Origin of the sequence: Pseudomonas sp. PB101, from assembly GCF_009764265.1 — a bacterium.
Taxonomy (GTDB): Bacteria; Pseudomonadota; Gammaproteobacteria; order Pseudomonadales; family Pseudomonadaceae; genus Aquipseudomonas.
In genome coordinates, this window is the sequence record NZ_RWIR01000035.1 from 1 (window position 1) to 13,860 (window position 13,860).

The following is a 13,860-nucleotide window of genomic DNA, read 5'->3' on the forward strand; positions in this document are numbered from 1 at the left end:
TGTCTTCTGCAGCCGCAATTTTGAAATCATGCTCTGCACCGTGACAGATATACACGGGAACGATTTCAGTTGCTCCGGCTTTCAATTCAATACTCATGATGTTGTCTCGATAGTCGACTGGGAATAACAGGCTGGTCGCTCAACTATCGGGTAAAAACGCAGCCAGAGTAACTGGCAGAATTGACAGTTCAATTAGAACAAATGGTGATAAAAAAGAACTTCAAACACATAAATCTCGCAACTGCCAGCCAAAATGAACTGACAACAGCAGAAACAATAAATAGACCGCCCGCGCCAACAACGCAGGTGGTACCCATCAGACTTACCACAAACGTCGAGAAAGAAAGAAATCACCATCACCCCAAGCAGATCGAACTTGCTGCGCATCGCGCTGATCGCGCCTTCAATGAGGCTACCGCCCTGCGATCAGTACGATGCTCTCGACCCGGGGTTTCAACGTACACCGCCCCCGGATTTACTGCGTGACGCAGCGCGTCGTGGTGGTGACCCGCGTCACCTGCCCGTCTTCGGCCCGAACATCACCCAGCACATCGGTTTTATCCATGGCCTGGCAAGTGCGTTCAGGAGGGGGTGGAGTGACAACTGGAGGGGGTGGCGGGCTGGAGCAGCCGCCGAGAATCGCCACGCACAATGCCAGCGACAAGGGTGAGATAACGCGTTTCCCAAGAGTTTTCATAGGTTGACCCGCGATAAGTGATCGACACATTTTTGTGACAACAGAATTGGTGCGCAAAATCCTCACACCTGTCACAAAAATAAATATCTGCGAATCATTTATAGCCCAGCCGGTGGCCAATGCCAGTAAAAGCTGGCAGTTCTTACATCACCGGATCAGGTCTTTGCAGGGAATTGCTGTCGAGTTCGTACCGCAGTTCTTCGATCAATGCCGCGACCGATTCTGCGGTTTGCAGCGTGTGCAGGGTCAGACCGCTGACCACCAGGTCCACCTGCCCCGACACCGGATGATAGAGCTTCACAGTCAGCGAATGGTCGCCGGTGACACTGCATTCGCAGGCCAGGGGTGAAAAATTGCGTTCAATCAGCATCCGCAACTGTGCCAGGGTAGTCATTGCAACGGGCCCTGACGGTTTGATGCATCGTGTAGCCGGCTCATGGGGCGAGTCCTTTTGGCGGTTTACGAAGGGGGTGCGCAGCTGACTTGTAGTCAGCTGCAGCACGTCCTCAGCCTAAGAGTCACCACCCGGAGTCGACACATCAATTTGCACCCTGCGAGCTGGTGCATTTGCACCTTATCGCTGTGCCTTCGGCCGCCACTCGTTCGAGAACAGTCCGCGCTCCCGTGCCCAGACAATCGCCTCGCTGCGGCTATGCACATCGAGTTTCAAATACACCGCCGCCACATGGTTGCGCACCGTGTTCGGCGCCAGCTTCAGGCGCGCGGCGATTTCCTTGTCGGCCAGGCCTTCGCATATCAGGCTCAGCACATCGCGCTCACGGGCGGTCAGGTCGGTGAAGGATACGCCGGGCAACTTCTGTGAGTTGATGCTCTTCACGTTGGCCAGTTTTTCGATCAGCGTGCGGCTGAACCATGAGGCGTCCTTCATCACTTCCTCGATGGCCGACACCAGTTCCTGTTCTGTGCGCTTGCGCTCGGTGATGTCCATCAACACCAGCAGATAACAGGGCATGTCCTGAATGTTCACGGTGTCCGCCGACACCGCGCAATCGATCAACCCGGCGTTTTTTCTGCGCATACGCACATCGACGCGGTCCAGGCTGCCGGTTTTCTCCAGCGCGGCGAAGAGGCGGATGCGCGCGCTTTTGTCATCGATGAAATCGATCTGCGCAATGCTGATCCCGAGCACCTCTTCACTGGGATAACCCAGGGTGTCGAGGAACGCTTCGTTGACATCCAGCACCAGCTGATCCGCCGCAGCGCACACCAGTATCGGCACCGGAGACAGCCGGAAGGCCTTGGCGAAGCGCTCTTCACTCTGGCGCAGGGCGATTTCGGCCTTGTGCCGGGGCTCCATGTCGACAAAGGAAAACAGCATGCAGGGTTCGTCGTTGAGCTCCAGCGGCTGGCCGGCGACGATCACCTGTTTGCTGCCGCCATCGGGCAAACGCAACTCGGCCTGCATCTGTGGAATGGTCGCCCCTTCGCGCAGGCGCTGCTTGGCCAGTTCGCGGTTTTCGGCCCGGTCCAGAACGTCCAGCTCATAGGTCGACGTGCCGATCACCTGGTCACGGGCATAACCGGTCATTTCGAGGAAGCCAGGATTGACCTTGATGTAGCGCAGATCACTGAGTCGACAAATCACCGCCGGTGCCGGGTTGGCGGCGAAGGTTTTTTCGAAGCGCTGCTCGGCGCTGGCCCACTCGGTGACATCGTCCATGATCAACACCAGTGATTCCGGCTCGCCACGGCTATCGGCCAACACCAGGCTGCGCACGCGATGGACCCAGCTACGCTCTGCGTCCGTTGCCGGGGTCAATTCCACCAGCACATCGCTGAACGTCTCGCCACGCGCGACCCGGTTGATCGGGTAGCCTTCGGCCGGCACCCCATGGTTGTTGCGGTAGCGCAGGGCGAAGCGTTTGGTATAGGCCTTGGCGTTGGCACCGAGGTCGCTGACCTGCTCGACGCCGTGCATCACCAGCGCGGCTTCGTTGGCCCACAGAATGCTCTGGTCGGGGTCGAGCAGGATCACCCCGTCGGACAGGCCGGCGATGATCTGCTGCAACTGGCGGCGATTGGTGTCGGTGGTCAGGACGCCCTGGCTCATTGGATCTCCACAGTGACGGGAGCGCCAATGTAGGGCGCTCTGTGAAGATTACGACCGCAAGGGTGTGTGATCGTGCATTGCTTCTGCTCTTCGGCTGAATCTCTCAAACTATCAATTGGCCCTGAATGCTCCAACTTGCTATACGATTTTAGCCGTAGCGCCTTCAGAGGGAAAAAAGTTGAACGTGGTCGTTGACGGAACACCGTCACCTTCAACCCGCGCAGTTATTGGCACTATTTTAGCGAATTGATCGAAGCTAAAATACCATTTCAATCCTCCTGCACCCATAGGCCGAGACCCGGAAGGCGTAACTTCGGGCACCCCATCACCCCCCTCCAAGGTCAACTTGATTTCTTTACCAATCAACTCGCGCCCCTCGGGATACAACTGGATGTTATACTGGTAGTCAGATTGAGAAATGAACATATTCCCCTTGTGAGCAAAAAAACCATTATCGGTTGGCGTAAAAATATAAAATTTTGAATTTGGATACCAAGGGTGATCCGCCGTAAAGAACTCGCAGCGAAATTCCATGGTTTCAGTAAAACTCCGAGAGTACAGTACCAACGTGAGATTGCCATCTGTACTTTTAGGTGTTATCGACCACTTTACCTTGCCAGCATCTGCCTTTACCCATGTCTCAGCGTCCGGAGTTAAATCATAGTTGGACGGTGTATCAGAGACTATCCCAAGACGAAACTCAAGAGATTTACCCGCCCAGTCGACCGAACTAAAACTTAACTCACTTGCAATAGAACCCTGTAACAACATTGGCGCGCCCCGGGTATACCTATACGCATCAACGAACATGAGAACATTTTTAAACGGATCACTTCCAGATTTGCTATCTGCACCACTTGCCATGACACAATCCCCTCTACTTAATAACTCGCGAACACATGAGTTTCTACTATTGGAGAAAACGCGCCACAGCACAACTGTCAAATATGACAGTCACTTAGAACCAAACGCAGATAAAAACTATTTTAATATCCACAAACCTATGTAATAGAGAAGCTTTAGCGAAGAGTCGATCAAATGCAACATCTTCGCCGCCTGATCCGACGTCTTCGCGAGTAAGCCCGGCTCCTGCAGGAGTTGCGCGCAACTGAAAACACTAACGTCTACGCCAACGGCCCCTCTGCAATCGCCGCCGAAGCCGCCAGCATCGCGCGCAGCAGCACCGCACACCCGGCGGCGAGGTCATCGGGCGCGGCGTTTTCGATTTCGTTGTGGCTGATGCCGCCTTCGCACGGCACGAAAATCATCCCGGCCGGGCCGAGTTCGGCGAGGAAGATCGCGTCATGCCCGGCGCCACTGACGATGTCCATGTGCGACAAGCCCAGGCCCTGGGCGGCGCCGCGCACGGCTTCGACGCAGCCCTTGTCGAAGTACAGCGGCGGGAAGTCGGCCGTCGGGGTGAGCTCGAAGGTCAGGCCGTGTTCGTCGCAGGTGGTTTCGATGACTTCGCGCACTTCGGCGATCATCGAGTCCAGGCGTGCCGGTTCCAGATGGCGGAAGTCCAGGGTCATGCGCACCTCGCCGGGGATGACGTTGCGCGAGCCCGGATAGGCTTGCAGGCATCCGACGGTGCCGCAGGCATGGGGTTGATGACCGAGGGCGGCGCGGTTGAGCGCACCGACGATCACCGCGGCGCCGACCAGGGCGTCCTTGCGCAGGTGCATCGGCGTCGGGCCGGCGTGGGCTTCGACGCCGCGCAGTTTCAGGTCGAACCATTTCTGCCCGAGAGCCCCCATCACCACGCCGATGGTCTTGCGTTCGTCTTCCAGGATCGGGCCTTGCTCGATGTGCGCTTCGAAATAGGCGCCGACTTTGTGGCCGCTGACTTTTCGCGGGCCGGCGTAGCCTATGGCATTCAGCGCTTCACCGACCGTCACGCCATCGGCATCGACCTTGGCCAGGGTTTCCTCGAGGGTGAATTTTTCCGCGAACACGCCGGAGCCCATCATGCACGGGGCGAAACGCGAGCCTTCTTCGTTGGTCCAGACCACCACTTCCAGCGGCGCTTCGGTTTCGATATTCAGGTCATTGAGGGTGCGCAGCACTTCGACGCCGGCCAGCACACCGAAGCAGCCATCGAACTTGCCGCCGGTGGGCTGGGTGTCGATGTGGCTGCCGGTCATCACCGGTGGCAGGTCGGGGTTGCGCCCGGGGCGGCGGGCGAAGATATTGCCGACGGCGTCGATGCTGACGGTGCAGCCGGCATCCGTGCACCACTTGACGAAGATGTCCCGGGCCTGGCGGTCGAGATCGGTCAGGGCCAGGCGACATACCCCGCCCTTGACCGTGGCGCCGAGCCTGGCCAGCTCCATGAGCGATTGCCATAGGCGGTCGCGGTTGATGTGCTGATGGCTGGATTGCAGAACGTCGACGGCCGCGTTCATGATGATCTCCTCAGGCTGTTCTTATGGATTTCTTCAGGCAATTGGTTGGTGAGCTTGAGGCCGCCATCGCGGGCAAGCCCGCTCCCACAGGTTTTGTGAACACCCGAGAACCCTGTGGGAGCTGGCTTGCCAGCGATGAGGCCCTCCCTTACACCGCAGATTTAGCGATTGACGGGCTGGGCCGCATCACACTCAACCCGTAATAAATAACCCCACCCAGCACCGAGCCGGTGAACCAGCCATAGCTGTAGAACCAACTGAACGCATCGCTGCCCAGGGACAGCAGCGTCAGCACCACCGGCACGCCAAACGCGATGAACCCGCTCCAGTTCCACGCCGGGTACACGTCATCGCGGTACAGGCCGGCAAGGTCCAGTTGCTGTTTCTTGATCAGGAAATAGTCCACCACCATGATCCCGGCGATCGGCCCCAGCAGGCTGGAGTAGCCGAGCAGCCAGTTGGAATAAACGGTTTCCAGACTGACGTCCGAGACAATCAGGCCGAGTTTTTTCAGCAGCTCATGGGCCATCAATGCCAGGCCGACCAAGCCGGTGAGCAACACCGCCTTGGTGCGGTTGATCGCCTTGGGCGCGATGTTCTGGAAGTCATTGGTCGGCGACACGATGTTGGCCGCCGTGTTGGTCGACAGCGTGGCGATGATGATCAGCGCCATCGCCAGTGCGACCCAGACCGGGCTCTGGATATGGCCGATCAGGGTCACCGGATCGGACACCGTCACCCCCACCAGTTTCACCGACGCGGCCGTCATCACCACGCCAAGGGAGGCGAACAGGAACATGGTCAGCGGCAGGCCGATGATCTGCCCGACGATCTGGTCCTTCTGGCTTTTTGCGTAGCGGCTGAAGTCCGGAATGTTCAGCGACAGCGTGGCCCAGAAGCCGACCATCGCCGTCAGCCCGGCCGCGAAGTAGCTGGCCACGCCGGCGCCTTCGGGACGCTTGGCCGGAATCGCCAGCAGTTCGGTCATCGACACGTTGGGCATGGCCCAGACCAGCAGGCCTGCGCCCACCAGCACCAATAGCGGCGCCGACAGGGTTTCCAGCCATTTGATCGACTCGGCGCCGCGAATCACCACCCACAGGTTCAGCGCCCAGAACACCATGAAGCCGATGACCTCGCCGGTGCCTCCCAGGGATTTCCAGCCCTCGAACACAGAACCGAGGAACAGGTGAATCGCCAGCCCGCCGAACATGGTCTGGATACCGAACCAGCCGCACGCCACCAGGGCGCGGATCAGGCACGGAATGTTGGAACCGAGCACGCCAAAGGACGAGCGCAGCAGCACCGGAAAGGGAATGCCGTACTTGGTGCCGGGAAAGGCATTAAGCGTCAGTGGAATCAGCACGATGATGTTGGCGAACAGAATCGCCAGCAGCGCTTCACCGACGCTCAGGCCGAAGTAGGCGGTCAACACCCCGCCGAGGGTGTAGGTCGGCACGCAGATCGCCATGCCCACCCACAGCGCGGTGATGTGCCACTTGTTCCAGGTGCGTTCGTGCACCTTGGTCGGTGCAATGTCGTGGTTGTAACGGGGACTGTCGAGGACATCGCTGCCGGCTTCGAGCTCGAACAAGCCGTCGCGCTCGGTCACTTGCGATCTGATCTGTTGCATGGCCGCTCCACTGTTCTTTTGATTATTGTTGCTCATCAGGGATCGGCGACTTCAATAAACGTGCCGAGTACCCCGACTACGCATCGGGCAGTTCCATAAACACATTGCAACCAACTGATGTTCATCAGGTTTAATCGCTGATTCGACTATTTGTCAGGCCCCTCAGGCCGAATGCCAGGCAAGTTGTCGAAACAGTCAGGACTCAAACTGGTGCGTCGATCTTTTTTCCGATGGCTGCGCATCAACCATAGACCATACTCAAACAGCTGATTTCACATAAGAAATCTTGACCATTTTGAGATCCTGTCAAGTGCGTCAAAATGGTGAACGGCCTCACCATTTTGGTGATTTAAGATTTTATTACTTGAATATCAATTACTTAAATACCGCATAAGCTTATAAAAAATATTCTTGCCGATTCGGATAAGTGCAGCTAGCGTTTAATCCTGACAGCGTTGACAGGATTAGTTCTGCGCCGGTTGTCTTGAATAAAACATCTAGAACCGGCACAAGCCGGTCATTGCCTGCGAGGAACTCGGAATGTCTCTGTTGATCCGTGGCGCCACCGTTGTTACCCATGATGAAAGTTATCGCGCCGATGTGTATTGCGCAGACGGCGTGATCAAGGCCATCGGCGAAAACCTCGATGTTCCCGCAGAGGCCGAAGTGCTCGACGGCAGCGGCCAATACCTGATGCCCGGCGGCATCGACCCGCACACCCACATGCAACTGCCGTTCATGGGCACCGTGGCCAGCGAAGACTTCTACAGCGGCACGGCGGCGGGACTGGCCGGCGGCAACACCTCGATCATCGACTTCGTGATCCCCAATCCGCAGCAATCCTTGATGGAAGCCTTCCATCAGTGGCGCGGCTGGGCCGAGAAGTCGGCATCGGACTACGGTTTTCACGTCGCCATCACCTGGTGGAGCGAGCAGGTTCGCGAGGAAATGGCCGAACTCGTCAGCCAGCACGGCGTCAACAGCTTCAAGCATTTCATGGCCTACAAGAACGCGATCATGGCCGCCGATGACACCCTGGTGGCGAGTTTCGAACGCTGCCTGGAACTGGGCGCGGTGCCGACCGTGCACGCGGAAAACGGTGAGCTGGTGTATCACCTGCAACGCAAGCTGATGGCCCAGGGCATGACCGGTCCGGAGGCGCATCCGCTGTCGCGGCCGTCACAGGTTGAAGGCGAGGCCGCGAGCCGGGCGATCCGCATCGCCGAGACCCTGGGTACGCCGTTGTATCTGGTGCACGTCTCGACCAAGGAAGCGCTGGACGAAATCACCTACGCCCGGGCCAAGGGCCAGCCGGTGTACGGCGAAGTGCTGGCCGGCCATCTGCTGCTGGACGACAGCGTCTATCGTCACCCCGACTGGCAGACCGCCGCCGGTTATGTGATGAGCCCGCCGTTCCGTCCTCGCGGCCATCAGGAAGCGCTCTGGCATGGCCTGCAATCGGGCAACCTGCACACCACCGCCACCGACCACTGCTGCTTTTGCGCCGAGCAAAAAGCCGCTGGCCGCGACGACTTCAGCAAGATCCCCAATGGCACTGCCGGCATCGAAGACCGCATGGCGGTGTTGTGGGATGAAGGCGTCAACAGCGGACGCTTATCGATGCAGCAATTCGTCGCGCTGACGTCCACCAACACGGCGAAGATCTTCAACCTCTACCCGCGCAAAGGCGCGATCCGCGTCGGTGCCGATGCCGACCTGGTGCTGTGGGATCCGCAAGGCACACGGACCATTTCCGCCAAGACCCACCATCAGCAGGTGGATTTCAACATCTTCGAAGGCAAGACCGTGCGCGGCGTGCCCAGCCACACCATCAGCCAGGGCCGCGTGGTCTGGGCCGACGGCGACCTACGGGCCGAGCGCGGTGCCGGGCGCTATATCGAAAGGCCGGCGTATCCGGCGGTGTTTGATTTGCTGAGCAAGCGGGCTGAGTTGAATCAGCCGGTTGCCGTCAAGCGCTGAGAGCGGCCTTCGGCCTATCGCTGGCAAGCCAGCTCCCACAGGTTTTGTGAACGCCCGAGATCCTGTGGGAGCTGGCTTGCCAGCGATGAGGCCCGCCCAGACAACACAAAAAACAATGCCCATTCAGAGGCAGCACCTCAAATAACCGTGAGGCCAAAACCGTGATCAAGACCCTGGACCACCTCCCCCATCCCGTTGAGAATGCGGCCGCCCTCGCCGGCCACTTCACCGACCTGGCGCCACCGCTCAACGAGCGCCAGGCGCACCTGGAAGCCTCGCGCTGCCTGTATTGCTACGACGCGCCCTGCGTCAATGCCTGCCCGAGCGAGATCGACATTCCCTCGTTCATCCGCAACATTGCGCAGGACAACGTGCAAGGCGCCGCGCAGAAAATCCTCTCGGCCAACATCCTCGGTGGCAGTTGCGCCCGGGTGTGTCCGACGGAAATCCTTTGCCAGCAAGCCTGCGTGCGCAACAACGCCCACGAATGCGCGCCGGTCCTGATCGGCCTGTTGCAACGCTACGCCGTGGACAATGCGCATTTCAGCACGCACCCGTTCCAGCGTGCCGCCGCCACCGGCAAACGCATCGCCGTGGTCGGTGCCGGCCCGGCCGGTTTGTCCTGCGCCCACCGCAGTGCCATGCACGGGCATGAGGTGGTGATCTTCGAGGCGCGGGAAAAGGCTGGCGGCCTCAACGAATACGGGATCGCCAAATACAAACTGGTGGATGACTACGCACAAAAGGAACTCGACTTCCTTTTGGAAATCGGCGGCATCGAAATCCGCCACGGGCAGAAACTCGGGGACAACCTGACCCTCAGCGAACTGCATCAACAGTTCGACGCGGTGTTTCTCGGCCTCGGGCTCAACGCCAGCAAACAGCTGGGCCTGGCCCACGAAGACGCGCCCGGCCTGCTCGCCGCCACCGACTACATCCGCGAACTGCGCCAGGCCGATGACCTGAGCCAACTGCCCCTGGCCGATCACTGCATTGTCCTCGGCGCAGGCAACACCGCCATCGACATGGCCGTGCAAATGGCCCGCCTCGGCGCCCGTGACGTGAATCTGGTGTATCGGCGCGGGACCGAAGAAATGGGCGCCACCCATCACGAACAGGAGATTGCCAAGGCGAATCAGGTGCGGCTGATGACCTGGGCGCAACCCGAGGAAGTTTTGCTCGATGACCAAGGCCGCGTGCGCGGCATGCGTTTCGCCCGCACCCATCTGGTCGAAGGTCGCCTGCAAAGCACCGGCGAAACCTTCGAACTGGCCGCCGACGCGATCTTCAAGGCCATCGGCCAGGCCTTCGACGGCAGCGCCCTCGCCGATCCGCTGGCCCGTGAGCTCAAGCGCCAGGGCGAACGGATTGACGTCGATGAAAACCTGCGCACCAGCATCCCCGGCGTGTACGCCGGCGGCGACTGCACCAGCCTCGATCAGGACCTCACCGTGCAAGCCGTGCAGCATGGCAAGCGCGCCGCCGAAGCGATCAACGCTCAACTGATGCTCAACGTGGAGGCTGCGTAAATGGCCGATCTGTCGATTGTCTTCGCTGGCATCAAATCCCCCAACCCGTTCTGGCTGGCCTCTGCGCCGCCCACCGACAAGGCCTACAACGTAGTGCGCGCCTTCGAGGCCGGTTGGGGCGGCGTGGTCTGGAAAACCCTGGGTGAAGACCCGGCGGCGGTGAACGTGTCGTCGCGCTACTCGGCGCACTTCGGGGCTAACCGGGAGGTACTCGGTTTTAACAACATCGAGCTGATCACCGACCGCTCGCTGGAGATCAACCTGCGGGAAATCACCCAGGTCAAAAAGGATTGGCCAGACCGGGCGCTGATCGTGTCGTTGATGGTGCCCTGCGTCGAAGAATCCTGGAAACACATCCTGCCACTGGTGGAAGCCACCGGCGCCGATGGCATCGAGTTGAATTTCGGTTGCCCCCACGGCATGCCGGAACGCGGTATGGGCGCTGCGGTCGGCCAGGTGCCGGAATACGTGGAACAGGTCACGCGATGGTGCAAGACCTATTGCTCGCTGCCGGTGATCGTCAAGCTCACGCCGAACATCACCGACATCCGCGTCGCCGCCCGTGCGGCCCACCGTGGCGGCGCCGATGCGGTGTCGTTGATCAACACCATCAACTCGATCACCAGCGTCAACCTCGAACGCATGGTCGCCAACCCCATGGTCGGCAGCCAAAGCACCCATGGCGGTTATTGCGGCTCGGCGGTCAAGCCGATTGCCTTGAACATGGTCGCCGAAATCGCCCGTGATCCACAGACCCGGGGCTTGCCCATCAGCGGCATCGGTGGCATCGGCAATTGGCGTGACGCCGCGGAATTCATTGCCTTGGGCTGCGGTTCGGTGCAGGTGTGCACGGCGGCGATGCTGCATGGCTTCCGGATTGTCGAAGACATGAAGGACGGTTTGTCACGCTGGATGGACAGTCAGGGCTACGCCAGCGTGTCGGAATTTTCCGGTCGCGCGGTGGGCAACACCACGGACTGGAAGTACCTGGACATCAACTACCAGGTGATCGCCAAAATCGACCAGGAGGCGTGCATAGGTTGTGGTCGTTGCCATATCGCGTGTGAGGACACCTCGCACCAGGCCGTGGCCAGCCTCAAGCAGGCGGACGGCACGCACAAGTACCAGGTGATCGATGAGGAGTGCGTGGGCTGCAACCTGTGCCAGATCACCTGCCCGGTGCAGGACTGTATCGAGATGGTGCCGGTGGAGACCGGCAAGCCGTTCCTGGACTGGAATCATGATCCGAGGAATCCGTATCACGTTGCCGTCTGAGTTGTGGGGTGTCTGATCGGGCCTCATCGCGGGCAAGCCCGCTCCCACAGGTTTCTCTGTGTACACAGTATTTGTGTACGACATAAAACACTGTGGGAGCGGGCTTGCCCGCGAAGAGGCCAGCAGCAACACCACCCAACCTCAAGGCTCCAACCCAATCCCCCGCAAAATCACGCTGGTCACCGTCTGCACCGCCCTTTCAAACTGCATGTCCGACAGCGGCTGGTGGTCGTTGAGAATATTCACCTGGTGATCGAAGTCGGCGTAGTGCTGGGTCGAGGCCCAGATCATGTACAGCAGGCTCGACGGCTCGACCGGCAGGATGCGTTTGTCGTCCACCCACTGGCGGATTTTCGCTTCCTTCATCTTGGCCCAGTCGTACAGGCTTACATCCAGCGCTGTGCCGAGGGTCGGCGCGCCGTGGATGATTTCGTTGGCCCAGACTTTCGAACCGTAAGGCCGGCTGCGGGAGTGGTTCATCTTGGCGCGGATGTAGCTGCTGAGCACCACACGCGGGTCGTCGAACATCTCGAAACACAGCGCGTCCTGCTTCCAGACTTCCAGCAAATCGAACAGCACCGCGCTGTACAGTTCGGTCTTGGTGCTGAAGTAGTAGTGCAGGTTGGAACGCGGCAGTTGCACTTCGGCGGCGATGTCGGCCATGGCGGTGCTGCCGAAGCCCTTTTCAGCGAAGACTTTTTCCGCCCCCAGAAGAATTTTTTCGACGTTACTGCGACGAATCTCGATCTTGTGATTGCCCATGCGGATCCCCGACAACAACGTTGGACAAGACTAGCATCCGCTCTGGACTGCGGCGACAGGGTAAAACGAAACTTCGTACAGCCGCTGTCGTAACGCTAAACTCAGCGCACTTGGAAACTGCCAAAGGTACTCACGATGCTGCTCAAGAAAACCCTGACCATCACGGCCCTGCTCGGCTCGCTGCTCGCCGCTTCTTCAGTGTTTGCCCACGCCCACCTGAAAAGCCAGACACCGGCCGCCGACAGCACCGTGACCGCGCCAACACAATTGCGCCTGGAGTTCTCCGAGGGAGTCGAGGCCAGTTTCACCAAAGTCACCCTGACCCGCGATGGCGCGCCGGTAGCGGTCAAAGCCCTGACCACCGATGGCAGCGATAAAAAGACCCTGATCGTCACCCCGGCCGCACCGTTGAGCGCCGGCGCCTACAAAGTCGAATGGCACGCCGTGTCCGTCGACACCCACAAAAGCGAAGGTGCCTACGCCTTCAAGGTTGGCCAGTAATTCATGGCGAGCGCGCTGGTGCTGTGCCGCTTCCTGCATTTTGTCGTGGTGTTGACGCTGTTCGGCGCCTGGCTGTTCAGGCCTTTGCTTTCAAGTGGCGAAAGCGCACTGGATCAACGCCTGGCACGCACTTGCCGTTGGCTGGCGGTGGTGGCGCTGGTCAGCGGGGTCTGCTGGTTATTGCTGATTACCGCGAGCATGGCCGGGGCCTGGGACGCGGCCTTCGATCCGCCGACCCTGGGGCTGGTGCTGAGTAATACCTTTTTCGGTCAGGTCTGGCGCTGGCATTTGCTGATCAACCTGCTGTTGCTGGCGTTGCTGCTGACCCCACTACGCGCCAGCCTTGCGCTGCGCCTGATCCTCAGCGGCCTGCTGCTGACCACGCTGGCCCCGGTCGGCCACGGCGCCATGCTCGATGGCACCGCAGGCCACTTGCTGATCCTCAATCAACTCATCCACTTGATCTGCGTCGGTGCCTGGCTCGGCGGCCTGATGTTGCTGGTGATGATTCTGCGCCAGCCTGCGGGGCATTCGATCCGGTTGATGTTGCAGCGCTTCAGCGGCGTCGGCTACGGCCTGGTCGGCGGATTGCTGATCACCGGGCTGATCAATGTGCGGGTACTCACCGGCGCTTTCTGGCCGACACCGTTGTTCACCGGGTTTGCCTTGATCCTGTTGGTCAAGGCGTTGCTGGTGACGGCGATGCTGGGCCTGGCGTTGTTCAATCGGTTGCGCATCGATGACTGCGAGCAGCGTCTGCAAACACTGCGCGCCAGCGTGGTGCTCGAATGGTTGCTCGGGATCGGCGCGGTAGCAGCAGTTTCATTGCTCGGCACCCTGCCCCCCATGATTTCCAGCTAATAATCCCACACGGTTATCCATTTCAACTCACAACACCTCAAGTCATCGTATAACTTCCGATTGACAACCCCCGAAAATCCCGTAAATATCGCCCCTAATGTTGTACGACGACGTATGACAACAATAAAAACAAGAAACAAGGGAGC

At 59.5% G+C, this 13,860-nt stretch carries 11 protein-coding genes; 5 read left to right on the plus strand and 6 right to left on the minus strand.

Features of this window, described 5'->3' with window-relative positions; genetic code table 11:
* Nucleotides 1–839 precede the first annotated feature (839 nt).
* The 5 genes from EI969_RS10765 to EI969_RS10785 all read right to left on the minus strand — a co-directional run bounded on the left by EI969_RS10765 (nt 840) and on the right by EI969_RS10785 (nt 6,806).
* A complete protein-coding gene (locus tag EI969_RS10765) occupies nt 840–1,091 on the minus strand; it encodes a DUF1652 domain-containing protein (protein ID WP_160387759.1) in 252 nt (83 codons plus the stop codon).
* A 180-nt stretch (nt 1,092–1,271) separates the two neighbouring features.
* Nucleotides 1,272–2,768, minus strand: a complete 1,497-nt coding sequence (locus EI969_RS10770; RefSeq protein ID WP_160387761.1) for a helix-turn-helix transcriptional regulator — start codon at nt 2,766–2,768, stop codon at nt 1,272–1,274.
* Between the two features lie 138 nt (nt 2,769–2,906).
* The gene (locus EI969_RS10775; RefSeq protein ID WP_160387763.1) at nt 2,907–3,632 is read right to left on the minus strand and encodes a hypothetical protein; all 726 of its coding nucleotides are present in this window, start codon (nt 3,630–3,632) and stop codon (nt 2,907–2,909) included.
* A 260-nt stretch (nt 3,633–3,892) separates the two neighbouring features.
* Nucleotides 3,893–5,173 (minus strand): Zn-dependent hydrolase, encoded by a 1,281-nt coding sequence (locus EI969_RS10780; RefSeq protein WP_160387766.1) that lies wholly within the window; start codon nt 5,171–5,173, stop codon nt 3,893–3,895.
* A 148-nt stretch (nt 5,174–5,321) separates the two neighbouring features.
* Complete coding sequence (locus tag EI969_RS10785) at nt 5,322–6,806, minus strand: NCS1 family nucleobase:cation symporter-1 (RefSeq protein WP_160387768.1); 1,485 nt, start codon at nt 6,804–6,806, stop codon at nt 5,322–5,324.
* Between the two features lie 540 nt (nt 6,807–7,346).
* On the opposite strand from EI969_RS10785, the gene hydA reads away from it, so the two are divergent.
* From hydA to preA, 3 genes are all read left to right on the plus strand, one after another.
* Nucleotides 7,347–8,786: a dihydropyrimidinase gene (gene hydA / locus EI969_RS10790; protein WP_160387770.1), complete on the plus strand. Its 1,440-nt coding sequence runs from the start codon at nt 7,347–7,349 to the stop codon at nt 8,784–8,786.
* Between the two features lie 161 nt (nt 8,787–8,947).
* On the plus strand, nt 8,948–10,315 hold the full coding sequence (locus EI969_RS10795) for an NAD(P)-dependent oxidoreductase (RefSeq protein ID WP_160387772.1): 1,368 nt from the start codon (nt 8,948–8,950) through the stop codon (nt 10,313–10,315).
* Nucleotides 10,316–11,590, plus strand: coding sequence for an NAD-dependent dihydropyrimidine dehydrogenase subunit PreA (gene preA, locus EI969_RS10800; RefSeq protein ID WP_160387774.1), 1,275 nt, complete (start codon nt 10,316–10,318; stop codon nt 11,588–11,590).
* A 141-nt stretch (nt 11,591–11,731) separates the two neighbouring features.
* On the opposite strand, the gene EI969_RS10805 is transcribed toward preA, so the two are convergent.
* Nucleotides 11,732–12,352 carry a TetR/AcrR family transcriptional regulator gene (locus tag EI969_RS10805; protein ID WP_110662020.1) on the minus strand — a complete coding sequence of 207 codons (621 nt, stop codon included), beginning with the start codon at nt 12,350–12,352 and terminating at the stop codon, nt 11,732–11,734.
* A 135-nt stretch (nt 12,353–12,487) separates the two neighbouring features.
* Here EI969_RS10805 and copC point away from each other — a divergent pair, with 135 nt between their 5' ends.
* Both copC and copD read left to right on the plus strand, forming a co-directional pair.
* On the plus strand, nt 12,488–12,853 hold the full coding sequence (gene copC, locus EI969_RS10810) for a copper homeostasis periplasmic binding protein CopC (RefSeq protein WP_160387776.1): 366 nt from the start codon (nt 12,488–12,490) through the stop codon (nt 12,851–12,853).
* Between the two features lie 3 nt (nt 12,854–12,856).
* Nucleotides 12,857–13,714 (plus strand): copper homeostasis membrane protein CopD, encoded by an 858-nt coding sequence (gene copD / locus EI969_RS10815; protein WP_160387777.1) that lies wholly within the window; start codon nt 12,857–12,859, stop codon nt 13,712–13,714.
* Nucleotides 13,715–13,860 lie beyond the last annotated feature (146 nt).